This window comes from Streptomyces lichenis, from assembly GCF_023218175.1.
GTDB classification, from domain to species: domain Bacteria; phylum Actinomycetota; class Actinomycetes; order Streptomycetales; family Streptomycetaceae; genus Streptomyces; species Streptomyces lichenis.
This window is the reverse complement of the sequence record NZ_JALPTH010000015.1, coordinates 107,718-123,846: the sequence shown is the minus strand read 5'-3', so window position 1 is coordinate 123,846 and position 16,129 is coordinate 107,718. Positions and strand designations below refer to the sequence as shown.

General features: G+C 72.8%; 14 protein-coding genes. 9 read left to right on the top strand and 5 right to left on the bottom strand.

Annotated elements, in window-relative coordinates; all coding sequences use genetic code 11:
* Positions 1 to 88 precede the first annotated feature (88 nt).
* The 5 genes from M1O15_RS16920 to M1O15_RS16900 all read left to right on the top strand — a co-directional run bounded on the left by M1O15_RS16920 (position 89) and on the right by M1O15_RS16900 (position 5,680).
* Positions 89 to 424, top strand: coding sequence for an RNA polymerase-binding protein RbpA (locus M1O15_RS16920; RefSeq protein WP_006349936.1), 336 nt, complete (start codon positions 89 to 91; stop codon positions 422 to 424).
* A 242-nt stretch (positions 425 to 666) separates the two neighbouring features.
* Entirely contained in the window at positions 667 to 1,851 is a 1,185-nt protein-coding gene (locus M1O15_RS16915; RefSeq protein ID WP_248634750.1) for an MFS transporter, read from the top strand.
* Positions 1,852 to 1,907: 56 nt separating this feature from the next.
* Positions 1,908 to 3,554 (top strand): glucose-6-phosphate isomerase, encoded by a 1,647-nt coding sequence (gene pgi, locus M1O15_RS16910; protein WP_248634705.1) that lies wholly within the window; start codon positions 1,908 to 1,910, stop codon positions 3,552 to 3,554.
* A gap of 36 nt (positions 3,555 to 3,590) precedes the next feature.
* Complete coding sequence (locus tag M1O15_RS16905) at positions 3,591 to 4,094, top strand: PH domain-containing protein (RefSeq protein WP_248634704.1); 504 nt, start codon at positions 3,591 to 3,593, stop codon at positions 4,092 to 4,094.
* A complete protein-coding gene (locus M1O15_RS16900) occupies positions 4,091 to 5,680 on the top strand; it encodes a PH domain-containing protein (protein WP_248634703.1) in 1,590 nt (529 codons plus the stop codon). Before M1O15_RS16905 ends, M1O15_RS16900 begins: the two co-directional genes overlap by 4 nt.
* Positions 5,681 to 5,740: 60 nt before the next feature.
* Here the strand turns inward: M1O15_RS16900 and pgl are convergent, their stop codons facing one another.
* The 5 genes from pgl to tkt are packed head-to-tail and all read right to left on the bottom strand — an operon-like array spanning position 5,741 to position 12,372.
* Positions 5,741 to 6,529 (bottom strand): 6-phosphogluconolactonase, encoded by a 789-nt coding sequence (pgl, locus tag M1O15_RS16895; protein WP_248634702.1) that lies wholly within the window; start codon positions 6,527 to 6,529, stop codon positions 5,741 to 5,743.
* Entirely contained in the window at positions 6,526 to 7,599 is a 1,074-nt protein-coding gene (opcA, locus tag M1O15_RS16890; RefSeq protein ID WP_248634701.1) for a glucose-6-phosphate dehydrogenase assembly protein OpcA, read from the bottom strand. Before opcA ends, pgl begins: the two co-directional genes overlap by 4 nt.
* Complete coding sequence (zwf, locus tag M1O15_RS16885) at positions 7,596 to 9,119, bottom strand: glucose-6-phosphate dehydrogenase (protein ID WP_248634700.1); 1,524 nt, start codon at positions 9,117 to 9,119, stop codon at positions 7,596 to 7,598. The genes opcA and zwf overlap by 4 nt, the downstream gene beginning before the upstream one ends.
* Positions 9,120 to 9,122: 3 nt before the next feature.
* Complete coding sequence (gene tal / locus M1O15_RS16880) at positions 9,123 to 10,250, bottom strand: transaldolase (RefSeq protein ID WP_248634699.1); 1,128 nt, start codon at positions 10,248 to 10,250, stop codon at positions 9,123 to 9,125.
* A 34-nt stretch (positions 10,251 to 10,284) separates the two neighbouring features.
* Positions 10,285 to 12,372 carry a transketolase gene (gene tkt, locus M1O15_RS16875; protein WP_248634698.1) on the bottom strand — a complete coding sequence of 696 codons (2,088 nt, stop codon included), beginning with the start codon at positions 12,370 to 12,372 and terminating at the stop codon, positions 10,285 to 10,287.
* Positions 12,373 to 12,918: 546 nt separating this feature from the next.
* Here tkt and M1O15_RS16870 point away from each other — a divergent pair.
* From M1O15_RS16870 to M1O15_RS16855, 4 genes are all read left to right on the top strand, one after another.
* Positions 12,919 to 13,884: a heme o synthase gene (locus M1O15_RS16870; protein ID WP_248634697.1), complete on the top strand. Its 966-nt coding sequence runs from the start codon at positions 12,919 to 12,921 to the stop codon at positions 13,882 to 13,884.
* A 93-nt stretch (positions 13,885 to 13,977) separates the two neighbouring features.
* Complete coding sequence (locus M1O15_RS16865) at positions 13,978 to 14,355, top strand: hypothetical protein (protein WP_248634696.1); 378 nt, start codon at positions 13,978 to 13,980, stop codon at positions 14,353 to 14,355.
* Between the two features lie 73 nt (positions 14,356 to 14,428).
* Complete coding sequence (locus M1O15_RS16860; protein WP_248634695.1) at positions 14,429 to 15,076, top strand: RNA polymerase sigma factor; 648 nt, start codon at positions 14,429 to 14,431, stop codon at positions 15,074 to 15,076.
* Positions 15,073 to 16,095, top strand: a complete 1,023-nt coding sequence (locus tag M1O15_RS16855) for a CU044_5270 family protein (protein WP_248634694.1) — start codon at positions 15,073 to 15,075, stop codon at positions 16,093 to 16,095. The genes M1O15_RS16860 and M1O15_RS16855 overlap by 4 nt, the downstream gene beginning before the upstream one ends.
* Positions 16,096 to 16,129: the final 34 nt, after the last annotated feature.

Here is a 16,129-nt window from a genome sequence, read left to right as displayed (position 1 = left end):
CAAGTGGGTAACTCCTTTCACTGGACGCGCGTTGGGCCTTTCGTAGACTGGGGCATCTTCGAGCACCATCACGCAGGGAGTGACAACCGTGGCAAGTGGCAACGCGATCCGGGGAAGCCGGGTCGGCGCGGGGCCGATGGGGGAGGCCGAGCGAGGCGAGTCCGCGCCGCGCCTGCGCATCTCCTTCTGGTGCTCGAACGGGCACGAGACACAGCCGAGTTTCGCCAGTGACGCGCAGGTCCCGGACACCTGGGACTGCCCCCGCTGCGGGTTCCCGGCCGGCCAGGACCAGGACAACCCCCCGGACCCGCCGCGCACCGAGCCGTACAAGACGCATCTGGCGTACGTACGGGAGCGGCGCAGCGACGCGGACGGCGAGGCGATCCTCGCGGAGGCGCTCGCCAAGCTCCGCGGGGAGATCTGAGCAGCCGGTGGTGAGGTCGCCGGTGTGACGGGCCCCGCCGGTGGTACGCCCCCGGCGGGGCCCGTCCGCGTCCCTCCCCGGGGGCCGGTCCGGCCGCGTTGTCAGTGGCGGCCCCTACTGTCGTGGACACCGGATCGCCAGGGGGCGGTCCTCGGCGGCCGGGGGGCGCGGTGGGCGGTACGGAGGCGGTGGACGAGACCGGGACGGGCCCGGTCGGCACGGACGGGAGCGCCCCGGCCCCTGTGGCGGTGCGCTGGCGGGGCGGGTTCGGGCGGTTGTGGGCGTCCGCCGTGGTGTCCCGCTTCGGCGACTCCCTCCGTACGGCGGCGCTGCCGCTGCTCGCCGTCACCCTCACCGACGACCCGCTGCTGATCGCCGCCGTGACCGCCTGCGGTTTCCTGCCCTGGCTGCTGTTCGGCCTGCTCGGCGGGGCGCTCGCGGACCGGGTCGACCAGCGCCGGGCGATGTGGGGCGTGGACCTGGCCCGGGGCGCCCTGGTGGCCGGCTTCGCCGTCGCGGTCGCCCTCGGCCACGCCTCCATCGCCCTGCTGCTGGTGCTCGCCTTCGCGCTCACCACCCTGGGCACCCTCTTCGACAACGCGGCCACCGCCCTGCTACCCACCGTGGTCCCCACCGAGGCGCTGGCCGGTGCCAACGCCCGGCTGATGACCGGTCAGCAGCTGGCCGGGGGGCTGCTGGCCGTCCCCCTGGTGCCGGTGCTGCTGCTGTGGGGCGCCGCCTGGCCGTACGCGCTGGACGCGGTCAGCTATGTCCTGGCGGCCCTGCTCATCGCCTCCCTGCGACCGGCGGCCCCGGCGAGGCGGCCGCCCCGGCCCGCCGGATCCACCCTGCGCACCGAGACCGCCGACGGGCTGCGCACCCTGTGGCGGGACCGGGTGCTGCGCTGGGTCTGTGTGGCCACCGCCCTGACCAGTGTGGCCATCGGCGCGCTCATCGCCACCCTGGTCGTCCACACCACCGACTGGCTGGGCGCCGGCAGCAGGGGGTACGCGGCCGCCCTCACCGCCTACTCGGTGGGCGCCGTCGCCGGGGGCCTCCTCGCCGGGCGACTGGCGGAGCTGACCGGACGGATACGCGCGGTCTTCCTGGCCGGTGCCGTGCAGACCGCCGCCCTGCTGGCCCTGGGCACCATACGGGAGCTGTGGGCGCTGATCGCGGCGCTGGCCCTGTTCGGGCTGATGGGCACGGTGTGGAGCGTGCAGGAGACCACCCTCGTCCAGGAGCGCACCCCGCCCGGCGCGCTCGGCCGGACCAGCTCCGCCTTCCGCACCCTGACCGTCGGCGGCACCCCGCTCGGGGCGCTGCTCGGAGGGGCGGCGGCCGGCTGGGCACCGAACGCGCCGGCCCTTCTCGCGGCTGTCCTGTTCGGGCTCGCCACGACGTCACTCGCCGGGCAGATCAATTAGGTTGGAGAAGCAGCGGGGCAAGCAGCAGGTACGAAGAGAACGGGCTGATAACCACGATGAACACGAAGGCCAGGCTCAACCAGACGCCCGAGTGGGCCGCCCTCGCCACCCACCGCGAGCACCTCGGCTCCACCCACCTCAGGGAGCTGTTCGCCGAGGACCCCGAGCGCGGCACCCGCTACACCCTGCGCGTCGGCGACCTCTACCTGGACTACTCCAAGCAGCTGGTGACCGACGAGACCCTGGCGCTGCTGCGGGAGCTGGCCGCCGCCACCGGGGTGGCCGAGCTGCGGGACGCCATGTTCCGCGGCGAGAAGATCAACACCACCGAGGACCGGGCCGTGCTGCACACCGCGCTGCGCGCCCCCCGGGACGCGGTGGTCGAGGTGGACGGCGAGAACGTGGTGCCCGCCGTGCACGCCGTGCTGGACAGGATGGGCGACTTCGCCGAGCGGATCAGGTCGGGGGAGTGGACCGGCCACACCGGCCGGCGCATCCGCAACATCGTCAACATCGGCATCGGCGGCTCCGACCTGGGCCCCGCCATGGCCTATGAGGCACTGCGCTCCTACAGCGACCGGGACCTGACGCTCCGCTTCGTCTCCAATGTGGACGGCGCCGACCTGCACGAGGCGGTCCGCGACCTGGACGCGGCGGAGACCCTGTTCATCGTCGCCTCCAAGACCTTCACCACCATCGAGACCGTCACCAACGCCACCAGCGCCCGCGACTGGCTGCTCACCGAGCTGAAGGCCGGCCAGGAGGCCGTGGCCAAGCACTTCGTGGCCCTCTCCACCAACGCGGAGAAGGTCCAGGACTTCGGCATCGACACGGCCAACATGTTCGAGTTCTGGGACTGGGTCGGCGGACGGTACTCCTACGACTCCGCCATCGGGCTCTCGCTGATGATCGCCATCGGCCCGGAGCGGTTCCGCGAGATGCTCGACGGCTTCCACCTGGTCGACGAGCACTTCCGCACCGCCCCGCCCGAGGAGAACGCCCCGCTGCTGCTGGGCCTGCTGGGCATCTGGTACGGGGACTTCCTGGACGCCCAGTCGCACGCGGTACTGCCCTACAGCCACTACCTGTCCAAGTTCACCGCCTACCTCCAGCAGCTGGACATGGAGTCCAACGGCAAGTCGGTGGACCGCGAGGGCAATCCGGTCGACTGGCAGACCGGCCCGGTCGTCTGGGGCACCCCCGGCACCAACGGGCAGCACGCCTACTACCAGCTCATCCACCAGGGCACCAAGCTGATCCCGGCCGACTTCATCGGCTTCGCTCGCCCGGTGCCCGACCTGTTGCCCGGACTGGTCGCCCAGCACGACCTGCTGATGGCCAACTTCCTCGCCCAGACCCAGGCCCTCGCCTTCGGCAAGACCGCCGAGGAGGTCCGGGCGGAGGGCGTCCCCGAGGAGCTGGTGCCGCACAAGACCTTCCGCGGCAACCACCCCACCACCACCATCCTCGCCGAGGAGCTGACCCCCTCGGTGCTGGGCCAGCTCATCGCCCTCTACGAGCACAAGGTGTTCGTCCAGGGCGCGGTGTGGAACATCGACTCCTTCGACCAGTGGGGCGTCGAGCTGGGCAAGGTGCTCGCCAAGAAGATCGAGCCGGTCCTCACCGAGGGCACCGGCGCGGAGCAGCTGGACGGCTCCACCCGGGCCCTGGCCGACACCTACCGGGCGCTGCGCGGCCGCTGACCCGGAGCAGAACGAGAGATCGACGGGGGAGGGGCGATGGGGGACGGACAGCGCCCGGTGCGGCTGCGGCCGCCGGTGCACACACTGGACGCCCGGGCCGTCGGCTACTGGCGGACACTGCTGCTGCTGATGACGGTGGTGCCGGTGGCGGTGCTGGGTCTGCTGGGAGCCCTCATCGCCCCCGCCCGCTGGTGGCTGCTGGGCCCCGCCGCGGCGGTGGCGGCGGTGGGCCTCGGCTGCGCCCTGCTGCTGCCGCCGTGGTGGTTCCGCACCCACCGCTGGGAGGTCACCGAGGAGGCGGTCTACGTCAGCACCGGGGCCCTCTGGCGGCAGTGGCGGATCGCGCCGATGTCCCGCATCCAGACCGTGGACACCGTCCGCGGCCCGCTGGAGCGGGCGTTCCGCCTCTCCACCGTGACGGTGACCACCGCCTCCGCCCGGGGCGCCCTGCGTATCGAGGGGCTCGACCACGAGGTGGCCGCGGAGCTCGCCGAGCGTCTCACCCGGATCACCCACCAGACCCCGGGCGACGCCACATGACCCCCGAGGACGGCCCTCCGCTCCACGGGCCGGACGACGAGGGGCCGGACGACGAGGGGCCGTGGCTGCGGATCGACCGGCGGGCCATGGCGGTCGCCGCGCTGACCGCCGCCGGTCTGGCGGTCGGCGCCGGAGTCCCCGTACTGCTGGGGATCACCGGTGGCGCCCTCGGCTCGGCCCCGCTCTGGCAGCTGCTCCTGCTGCCGCTCGGGGCGGTCCTCCTCGCGGCCGGCGGCGCGGGGCTGGAGTATCTGCGGTGGAGCCGTACCCGCTACCGGGTCGGCGCCCGGCGGGCCGAGCTGCACACCGGGCTGCTGCTGCTCAAACGGCGCTCCCTGGCCCGCGAGCGCATCCGCAGCGTCGACCTCACCGCCCCACCCCTGCTGCGGGTGTTCGGGCTGGTCAAGGTCCGCATCGGCACGGGCGAGCAACTGGAGGGCGGCGAGTCCACCCTCCAGCTCCACCCAGTGAGCCGGGCGGAGGGGGAGCGGCTGCGCCGGCTGCTGCTCGACCGCTCCGGGCCCCGCACGGACGCGGACGCCGACCGGGACGGCGAGCTGGCCCGGCTGGACGGGCGCTGGATCCGCTACGCGCCGCTGTCCTTCGGCACCCTGGTGCTCGCCGCCGCCGCAGCGGGCGGCCCGCTCCAGATCAGCGAGTGGTTCGGCGCCCAGGGCGCCCTCATCGACTGGGTCGGCGACCGCTTCCGGTCCACGGCGATCGTCTGGACGGTGCTGGCCCTCCTCGTCCTCGCCACCGCCGCCGGGACGGTCGGGGCGCTCGGGCTCTGGGTCGAACTGTGGTGGGGTTACCGCCTGACACGCGAGCCGGGCGGCACCCTGCGGGTCCGGCGCGGGCTGTTCACCACCCGTTCGCTGACCATCGAGGAACGGCGCTTGCGCGGGGTGGACCTGGTCGAGCCGCTGGGCGCCCGGCTCAGCGGCGCCGCCCGGATCGACGCCGTGGCCACCGGGTTGCGGCGCGACAGCGAGAAGAACGGCGACGGCAACACGCTGCTCCCGGTCGCGCCCAAGGCGGTGGCCGACGCCCTGGCGGCCGCCGTCCTGCGGACGCCCGAGTCCCCGACGGGCGCCCCGCTGGTCCGCCACCCCCGGGCGGCGCTGGGCCGACGGCTGCGCCGGGCCCTGGCCGCCGCACTGCTGCCACTCGCCGTCCTCGCCGCCCTGGCCTGGGTGTTCGGACCGCCGTTCACCGGGCTGGCGGTGGTGACCGCACTGGTGCTGCTCCCGGTCGCCGCGCTGCTGGCCCGGGACGCCTACCGCTCCCTGGGACACGCCCTCTCCGGCGGCTACCTGGTCACCCGCTCCGGCACGCTCCGGCGCAGCACCGTCGCCCTGCAGCGCAGCGGGGTCATCGGCTGGACGGTGCGCCAGTCCCTCTTCCAGCGCCGGGCCGGGCTGCTCACCCTCACCGCGACCACCGCCGCCGGCGCCGGGGGGTACGACATCCATGACGCCGACCGGGACGAGGGGCTGGCGTTCGCGGCCACCGCCGTACCGGGGCTGCTGGAGCCGTTTCTGATACCCGGTCCGCCCGAGGACACCGCGGACCACCCCGGCCCATAAAGCCAGGGCCCGGCCCCCGCCGAAGCGGTGGGCCGGGCCCCGGGGACGGACGTCCCGCGCTCAGTGCCGCGGATACAGCTCCTCCGGCAGCTTGGCGGCGGCCGCCTCGTCCAGCAGCCAGAGGGTCCGGGAGCGGCCGTAGGCGCCGGCGGCGGGCGCCTGCACCTCGCCCGCGCCGGACAGTGCCACCGCCGCGGCCTGCGCCTTGTCCTCACCCGCGGCCAGCAGCCACACCTCGCGGGCCGCCCGGATCGCCGGGAGGGTCAGCGAGATACGGGTCGGCGGCGGCTTGGGGGCGCCGTGCACCGCGATAACCGCGCGCTCGGTCTCCCGTACCCCCGGCAGCTCCGGGAAGAGCGAGGCCACATGGGTGTCCGGGCCGACGCCCAGCAGCAGCACGTCGAAGGACGGCACCAGGCCGTGGTCCTCCGAGCCGCCGGACTGCGCCGCCGCCGCGGCCAGTTCGGCCGCGTAGCCGGCGGCGGCCGCGTCCGCGTCCTCGCCGTACTCCCCGCCCAGGGCGGGCATGGTGTGCACCCGCGCCGGGTCCAGCGGGACGCTGCCGAGCAGCGCCTCGCGGGCCTGGGTGTCATTGCGGTCGGCGTCGCCCTCGGGCAGGAACCGCTCGTCGCCCCACCACAGGTCCAGCCGCGACCAGTCGACCGCGTCCCGCGCCGGGGCGGCGCCGAGCGCGGCCAGCAGGCCGTTGCCGTTGCGGCCGCCGGTGAGCACCACCGAGGCGGAGCCGCGCGCGGACTGGGCGTCCACGATCGCGGTGATCAGCCGGGCCGCGGTGGCCTCGGCCATCAGCTCCTTGTCCCGGTGGACCACCAGCCGGGGGGCGCTCACTTGGCCGCCGCCCGCTTGGCCGGGGCCTTCTTGGCGGCCGAGCCCGAAGCCGGCTTGCCCTTGGAGCCTTCCGGCGCCTCCGGCGAGCCGTCCGTCTCCACGTCGTCCGGCTCCCGGCGTACCCCTTCGGTGGCGTCCGTGCTCCGGTCGCCCAGCCGGTGCACCCCGTACGCCAGCGCGGAGGCGTAGGTGTCGTCCGGGTCGAGGCGGCGCAGCTCCTCGGCGATCAGCTCCGAGGTCTCCCGGCGCTTGAGCGCCACCGCCCGGTCCGGCTGGCCCTTGATGCGCAGGGTGGCCAGCGAGCCGTCGGGGCGGTCGAGCACGATCGGCCCGCAGTCGGTGGACAGCCGTACCGCGGTCAGCCCGGGGCCGCCCGAGGTGGTCCGCTTGACGGTGATCTTCAGCCGGTCCGCCAGCCACATGGCCAGCAGCTCCACGCTGGGGTTGAACTCCTCGCCCTCCACCTCGGCGGCGTCCACCTCGCACACCACCTGGTCCAGGGCCGCCGCCAGCATCGAGCGCCAGGGGGTGATCCGGGTCCAGGACAGGTCGGTGTCCCCGGGGGTGTACGCCCCGGCGTGCGCCTTCAGCTCGCCCACCGGGTCCTCGGAGGCGTAGGTGTCGGTCACCCGCCGCTGGGCCAGCGCGCCCAGCGGGTCGCTGGCCGGGTCGGACGGGGCGCCCACCGGCCACCAGACCACCACGGGGGCGTCGGGCAGCAGCAGCGGCAGCACCACCGACTGGGCGTGGTCGATGACCTCGCCGTACAGCCGCAGCACCACCGTCTCACCGGTGGAGGCGTCCGCGCCGAGCCGTACCTCGGCGTCCAGCCGGGCGTTGGCCCGGTCGCGCGGGGAGCGCGAGTGGCGCTTGATGACCACCAGGGTGCGCGAGGGGTGCTCGCGGGACGCCTCGTTGGCCGCCTTCAGCGCGTCGTAGGCGTTCTCCTCGTCGGTGACGATGACCAGGGTGAGCACCATGCCGACGGCGGGGGTGCCGATGGCTCGGCGGCCCAGCACCAGCGCCTTGTTGATCTTGCTGGACGTGGTGTCCGTCAGGTCGGTCTTCATGGCCGGCGCCAGCTCCGTCCGTCTCGTGCGAGCATGTCGTCCGCCTCGACCGGACCCCAGGTCCCGGACTCGTACTGCGCGGGCTTGCCGTGCTTGGCCCAGAACTGCTCGATCGGGTCGAGGATCTTCCAGGACAGTTCGACCTCCTCCGTGCGGGGGAAGAGGTTGGCGTCGCCGAGCAGGACGTCGAGGATGAGCCGCTCGTACGCCTCCGGGCTGGACTCGGTGAAGGACTCGCCGTACGCGAAGTCCATCGACACGTCCCGTACCTCCAGCGAGGTGCCGGGCACCTTGGAGCCGAACCGCAGCGTCACGCCCTCGTCCGGCTGGACGCGGATGACCAGGGCGTTCTGCCCCAGCTCCTCGGTGGCGGTGTGGTCGAACGGGGAGTGCGGGGCGCGCTGGAAGACCACCGCGATCTCGGTGACCCGCCGCCCCAGCCGCTTGCCGGTGCGCAGGTAGAAGGGGACGCCCGCCCAGCGGCGGTTGTCGATCTCCAGCTTCACCGCGGCGTAGGTGTCGGTGGTGGACTTGGGGTCGATCCCCTCCTCCTCCAGATAGCCGACGGCCTTGGCGCCGCCCTGCCAGCCGGCCGCGTACTGGGCGCGCACGGTGGACTTGGCGAGGTCCTTGGGCAGCCGGACCGCGCCGAGCACCTTGGTCTTCTCGGCCGCCAGCGCGTTGGCGTCGAAGGCGGCCGGCTCCTCCATGGCGGTCAGCGCCAGCAGCTGGAGCAGGTGGTTCTGGATGACGTCCCGGGCCGCGCCGATGCCGTCGTAGTAGCCGGCCCGGCCGCCGATCCCGATGTCCTCGGCCATGGTGATCTGCACATGGTCGACATAGCTGCGGTTCCACACCGGCTCGAAGAGGGTGTTGGCGAACCGCAGCGCCAGGATGTTCTGGACGGTCTCCTTGCCCAGGTAGTGGTCGATCCGGAAGACCTGGTCGGGCGCGAAGACCTCGTGCACGATCTCGTTGAGGTCCTTGGCGGAGGCCAGGTCGTGGCCGAAGGGCTTCTCGATGACCGCGCGGCGCCAGGAGCCGTCCTTCTGGTCGGCCAGGTTGTGCTTCTTGAGCTGCTGCACCACCAGCGGGAAGAACTTGGGCGGCACGGAGAGGTAGAAGGCGAAGTTGCTGCCCGTCCCCTGCGCCGCGTCCAGCTCCTGCATGGTCTTCTTCAGGGTCTCGAACGCCTCGTCGTCGTCGAAGTCGCCCTGGACGAAGCGCATGCCCTGGCTGAGCTGCTGCCAGACCTCGTCGCGGAACGGGGTGCGGGAGTGCTCCTTGACCGCCCGGTACACCTCGTCGGCGAAGTCCTCGTCCTCCCACTCGCGGCGGGCGAAGCCGATCAGCGAGAAGCCCGGCGGCAGCAGACCGCGGTTGGCCAGGTCGTAGACGGCCGGCATCAGCTTCTTGCGGGACAGGTCACCGGTGACGCCGAAGATCACCAGGCCCGACGGCCCCGCGATACGCGGGAGCCGCCGGTCCTGTGCGTCACGCAGCGGGTTGCTGCTCGACACAGTTCACGCCTCCGGGGAAGACTCGCCGCCCAGGCGCTTGAGCTCCGCCTCGGTCGACTTGAGCAGATCGTTCCAGGAGGCCTCGAACTTGTCGACGCCCTCGTCCTCCAGCTGCTGCACGACCTCGGCGAGGGAGATCCCGAGCTTCTCGACCGCGGCGATGTCCGCGCGGGCCTGCTCGTAGGTGCCGGCGACGGTGTTGCCGGTGATCTCGCCGTGGTCGCCGACCGCCTCCAGGGTGGCCTCCGGCATGGTGTTGACCGTGCCGGGCGCGACCAGGTCGTCCACGTACAGGGTGTCCTTGTACTGCGGGTCCTTGACCCCCGTGGAGGCCCACAGCGGGCGCTGCGGGTGGGCGCCGGCCTTCTCCAGGGCCGCCCAGCGCTCCCCGCCGAAGACCTCCTCGTACGCCTCGTAGGCCAGGCGCGCGTTGGCGAGGGCCGCCTTGCCGCGGGCCGCCTTGGCCTCGTCGGTGCCCAGGGCGTCCAGCCGCTTGTCGATCTCGGTGTCCACCCGGGAGACGAAGAACGAGGCGACGGAGCGGATCTGGGACAGGTCGAGCCCGCGCTCCTTGGCCTGCTCCAGCCCGGACAGGTAGGCGTCCATCACCTTGCGGTAGCGCTCCAGCGAGAAGATCAGCGTGACGTTGACGCTGATCCCCTGCCCGATCACCTCGGTGATCGCCGGCAGGCCCGCCTCGGTGGCCGGGATCTTGATGAAGGTGTTGGGCCGGTCCACCAGCCAGGCCAGCTGCCGGGCCTCGGCGGCGGTCGCCTTGGCGTTGTGCGCCAGGCGCGGGTCCACCTCGATGGACACCCGGCCGTCCTGGCCGCCGGTGGCGTCGAACACCGGGCGCAGCACATCGGCCGCGTCCCGGACGTCCGCCGTGGTGATCATGCGGATGGCTTCCTCGACCGTCACCTCGCGGGCGGCCAGGTCGGACAGCTGCTGGTCGTAGCCGTCGCCCTGGGAGATCGCCTTCTGGAAGATCGACGGGTTGGTGGTGACGCCCATGACGTGCTGCTGGTCGACCAGCTCCGCCAGGTTGCCGGAGGTGATCCGCTTGCGGGACAGGTCGTCCAGCCAGATCGCGACGCCTTCGTCGGAGAGGCGCTTGAGTGCGTCTGTCATGAGAGTTGCATCTCCTAGTCGTTGTCTACGGGCGTCAGCGAGCGGCGGCGTCGCGGGATTCCCGCGCCGCGGCGGCGACCGCGTCGGCGGTGAAGCCGAACTCGCGGAAGAGGACCTTGGCGTCGGCCGAGGCGCCGAAGTGCTCCAGGGAGACGATCCGGCCGGCGTCACCGACGTACTTGTGCCAGGTCAGCCCGATCCCGGCCTCGACCGCGACCCGCGCCTTCACCGACGGGGGCAGCACGGACTCCCGGTACCCCTGGTCCTGCTCCTCGAACCACTCCACACACGGCATGGACACGACCCGGGTGGGCACGCCCTCGGCCTGGAGCGCCTCACGGGCCTCCACGGCCAGCTGCACCTCGGAGCCGGTGCCGATCAGCACCACCTCCGGCTGGCCGCCCTCGGCCTCGAAGAGGACGTAGCCGCCGCGGGCGGTGTCCTCGTTGAGGTCGTAGGTCGGCACGCCCTGGCGGGTGAGCGCCAGCCCGTGCGGGGCGCCCACGCCGAACTCCTTGGTCCAGCGGCGCAGGATCTCGCGCCAGGCCACCGAGGTCTCGTTGGCGTCGGCCGGGCGGACCACGTTCAGCCCGGGGATGGCGCGCAGCGAGGCCAGGTGCTCCACCGGCTGGTGGGTCGGGCCGTCCTCGCCGAGGCCGATGGAGTCGTGCGTCCACACGTAGGTCACCGGCAGGTGCATCAGCGCGGAGAGCCGCACCGCGTTGCGCATGTAGTCGGAGAACACCAGGAAGGTGCCGCCGTAGATCCGGGTGTTGCCGTGCAGCGCGATGCCGTTCATCTCCGCGGCCATGGAGTGCTCGCGGATGCCGAAGTGGATGGTGCGGCCGTACGGGTCGGCCTCCGGCAGCGGGTTGCCCTTCGGCAGGAACGACGAGGTCTTGTCGATCGTGGTGTTGTTGGAGCCGGCCAGGTCGGCCGAGCCGCCCCACAGCTCCGGGATGACCCCGCCGAGCGCCTGGAGGACCTTGCCGGAGGCCGCACGGGTGGCGACGGCCTTGCCCTGCTCGAACACCGGCAGCTTCTGCTCCCAGCCGGCCGGCAGCTCGCCCGCGGCGATCCGGTCGAACTCGGCGGCCCGCTCCGGGTGGGCGCTGCGCCAGTCGGCGAAGCCCTTCTCCCACTCGGCGCGCTCGTCCTTGCCGCGCTCCAGGGCGCCGCGGGTGTGCTTCAGGACCTCGTCGGAGACCTCGAAGGTCTGCTCCGGGTCGAAGCCCAGCACCCGCTTGGTGGCCGCGACCTCCTCGTCGCCCAGCGCCGAGCCGTGCGCGGCCTCGGTGTTCTGGGCGTTCGGCGCCGGCCAGGCGATGATCGAGCGCATCGCGATGAACGAGGGGCGCTCGGTCTCCGCCTTGGCCGCCTGGATCGCCGCGTACAGCGCGGCCGGGTCCAGGTCGCCGTTCTCCTTCGGCTCGACCCGCTGCACGTGCCAGCCGTAGGACGCGTACCGCTGGAGGGTGTCCTCGGAGACGGCGGTCTCGGTGTCGCCCTCGATCGAGATGTGGTTGTCGTCCCACAGCAGGACCAGGTTGCCGAGCTTCTGGTGCCCGGCCATCGAGGACGCCTCGGCGGAGATGCCCTCCTGGAGGCAGCCGTCACCGGCGATGGCGTAGACGAAGTGGTCGAACGGGGAGGTGCCGGGGGCCGCCTCCGGGTCGAACAGGCCGCGCTCGTAGCGGGCCGCCATCGCCATGCCGACCGCGTTGGCCACACCCTGGCCGAGCGGCCCGGTGGTGGTCTCCACGCCGACCGTGTGGCCGTACTCCGGGTGGCCCGGGGTCTTCGAGCCCCAGGTGCGGAACGCCTTCAGGTCGTCCAGCTCCAGGCCGAAACCGGCCAGGTACAGCTGGGTGTAGAGGGTCAGTGACGAGTGGCCGGCGGACAGCACGAACCGGTCGCGCCCGGTCCAGTCCGCGTCCGCCGGGTCGTGCCGCATCACCTTCTGGAAGAGGGTGTACGCGGCCGGGGCCAGGCTCATCGCCGTACCGGGATGGCCGTTGCCGACCTTCTGTACGGCGTCGGCGGCCAGCACGCGGGCGGTGTCGACGGCCCGCTGGTCCAACTCGGTCCACTGGAGGTCTGTGGTGGTCGGCTGTGTGCTCACCCTGGGTCAGGGCTCCTCTCCGAATGTCGGATACCGGTGACGGAGATCCCACCGGCCGTAGCCGAGCCTACCCCCGGCGGGACGTGCGTTTTTTCGAGTCATTCCAGACTGCCGGGGTCGGCCTCTTCCCGCCTCCCGACTGGTCCGTCGGGCTTTCGGCACATGAATACGGAGGCGCTCATTCGATCGCTCATACGAGCGTGGAAAACGTCCTTTGCGGAGCCCCGGAACCGGTCCGGGGGACGGCGGCGGAAGGCCACCGCACCCGCCGTCCCCGCCCCCGTTCGGTGATTACGCTGAGTCATCGGCGCCCGGAGTGCGCAGACCGGACCGCCCGGAGGGACGGCCGGGTCGCCCAGGGGGACGAACGGGTCCGCGCGTGGGCTGCGCCGCCGCCCGCGCCCCCGCCCCGGCCCCTCTCCGAGGGCCGCCCGGCACCCGGTCAACACGACCCACCCCCGCGAAGGGCGAGGTATGGGCAACGTCTACAGTGGCGTGGTACGCGCGGGCCTTACCCGGTCTCCACCTCGGGTCGGGCTCGCTGGGATGTCTCTGTCAGGGGTGTGCGTGACGGCCGTCGAATCCCGTCCGGCGGGTGTGCTCGCCGAGGCGAGCACCGGCAAGCGGCCATTCGGGGCCCGCGTCAAGGCCTTCGTGGCGCTGACGAAGCCGCGGATCATCGAGCTGCTGCTGATCACCACGGTTCCGGTGATGTTCCTTGCGGAGCAGGGCGTCCCCGATCTGTGGCTGGTGGTGAACACCTGCATCGGCGGGTACCTCTCCGCGGGCGGCGCCAACGCGCTCAACATGTACATCGACCGCGACATCGACGCGCTGATGGACCGCACCTCCCAGCGGCCGCTGGTCACCGGGATGGTCTCGCCCCGCGAGGGCCTGGTCTTCGGCCTGGTGCTCGCCGTGGTCTCCACCCTCTGGCTGGGCACCCTGGTCAACTGGCTGTCCGCCTGGCTGGCGCTCGGCGCGCTCCTCTTCTACGTCGTGGTCTACACGATGATCCTCAAGCGCCGCACCTCGCAGAACATCGTCTGGGGCGGCATCGCCGGCTGCCTGCCGGTGCTCATCGGCTGGTCCTCGGTGACGAACTCGATGTCCTGGGCCGCGCTCATCCTCTTCCTGGTGATGTTCTTCTGGACCCCGCCGCACTACTGGCCGCTGTCCATGAAGGTCAAGGAGGACTACGCCCGGGTCGGCGTGCCGATGCTGCCGGTCATCGCCTCCAACAAGGTGGTCGCCAAGCAGATCGTGCTCTACAGCTGGGTGATGGTCGCCGTCTCCCTGCTGCTCACCCCGCTCGGCTACACCGGCTGGTTCTACACCGCGGTCGCGCTGGCCGCCGGCGGCTGGTGGCTCTGGGAGGCGCACGCCCTGCTCAACCGCGCCAAGGCCGGTGAGACCGGCGCCAAGCTCAAGGAGATGCGGCTCTTCCACTGGTCCATCACCTATGTCTCGCTGCTCTTCGTGGCGGTGGCGGTGGACCCCTTCCTCCGCTGACGGCCGCTTCGCACGGCGACGGGCGGGTCGCGTGGTCCACACCACGCGGCCCGCCCGTCGCCGTTCCCGCTACCCGCGAGTAGCATCCGGACCATGGCAGACACCACCGCAGACAACGGCACGGAGCAGGCCGGCGACGGCGAGCGGCGCGGCGACGCGCGCCGGGCGGCCAAGCTGGCCAAGCACATCCACGCGTTCGCCGGCAAGCACGGCGGCGCCGAGGGGCAGCTCGCCCACCTCGGCCAGATGGGCACCCGGATCGTGCTCGTCGGCGAGGACGGCAGCTGGGGCGACCTGGTCGCCCCCAGCCACGCCATCGCCCGCGAGGCCGCCGAGAAGGCCGGCCTCACCCTGCACGACACCTTCGACGGCGAGCTGGCCGCCAAGGTGCGCACCGGCCCCTACGAGTGGAGCCGGATGGCCGGCATCCAGGTCGGCGGCGCCTCCGACGGCGGCCCCGCCGACGGCTGATCGCAGACCCCGGCTCGTACCGGTGTGGCGCGGGTCATAGGAACCCCGCCCCGGCGCCGGAGAGAGCACGGGTGTGAGCCACACCGAACACGACGACGGCGGCGGCCTGCGCGCCCGCATCCTCGCCGGCGAACGCACCGCGTTCGCCGAGCTGTACGAGGAGCACGCGCGGGCCGTCTACCACTACGCCCTGCGACTGACCGGCGACTGGTCCACCGCCGAAGAGGTCATGTCGGACACCTTCCTGGCCGCCTGGCGCGGCCGGGAACGGCTGGACCCGGACGGCGGGCCCCTGCTGCCGTGGCTGCTCGGCATCGCCACCCACAAGGCCCGCAACGCCAACCGCGGGCTGCGCAGACGGCTCGCCTTCCTCTCCCGCCAGCCGCCCCCGCCCCCGGTCGCCGACTTCGCCGCCGAGACCGCCGGGCGGCTGGACGACGAGCGGCGCCTCGCCGCCGTACACCGCGCCCTGGGCCGGCTGCGCCCCGCCGAACGCGAGGTGCTGGTGCTCTGCGTCTGGTCCGGGCTCGACTACCGGCAGGCCGCCGAGGCCCTGGACGTCCCGGTCGGCACCGTGCGCTCCCGGCTCTCCCGGGCCCGCACCCGGCTGCGGAAACTCGCCGAGGAGACGACGGAGAAATCGGAACCGGGCCGGGCCCGCGGAGAGGACATCGACAGGGCCGCACTCGCCGCCCTGTCCGTACGGGAGGAACCCGCGTGAACGACACCCCTGACTCCTTCGAGATCAAGGAACTGGCCCGGCTGCTGCCCGAGCCGATCGCGCCGGACCTCCCCCAGCGGGCCCACGACCTGCACAAGGAACGTCTGATGCGACTGATCGACCAGGACCAGCGGAACGCGACCGCCCCGGCCCCCGCCCGGCGGCCGGTGCTGCGCCGCCCCGCCGTGCTGCTGCCCGCCGCCGGCCTCGCCGTGGCCGGCGCGCTGGCCGCCGTCCTCGCCCTCGGCCCGGCGCCGACCGGCCCCGGCACCCTGGAGGCGAAGGCGGCCACCGGGACCCCGGCGGCCGAGCTGGTGCTCGACCGGGCCTCCACGGTGGCGCTCGCCATGGACGCCGAGCCGGTGGGCGAGAACGACTTCGTGTACGTCCGTGGCATGGTCCGCGCCGCGGATCTCACCAGCGGCAAGCCGGTCCTCGAACCACTGCACCAGTGGGAGGCATGGTTCCCGCAGCGGCCCGGCAAGGTCAGGAAGATCGGATACACCCGGGAAAACGGCGAGATCACCCAGCTGAACGGCGAGGTGGAGGCGCAGGCGGCCGGAGGCACCGCGCCCGGGTTCGACCGGCCCACCTACCGCTGGCTCGCCGAGCTGCCCAACGACCCGGAGGAGCTGCTGAAGCGGCTGCGCGAGCTGCCCCGGGTGCAGCGGAGCGAGGACCGGGACCAGGCTGTCTTCGAGGAGATCGGCGCCCTGGTCTGCGCGAAGCTCATGCCGCCCGAGACGGCTGCCATGCTCTACCGCGCCACCGCCCTCATCCCCGGAGTGCGCTCGGCGCCGGACGCCACCGACGCCACCGGCCGCCACGGAATCGGCATCGTCCGCGACAGCCGCAATGGTGAGCGCACGGAGTGGGTCTTCGACAAGGACTACACCCTCCTCGGCAGCCGCACCTACCTGGTCCGGGACACCCCGATGGGACCCAAGGGCACCCTGCTGGACGCCATCGCCATCCAGGAGCGCGGAGTGGTCGGCAAGGTGGGGGACCGCCCCAACTGACCCGGTGACGACCCTCTGACGGAAGCCTGACGGA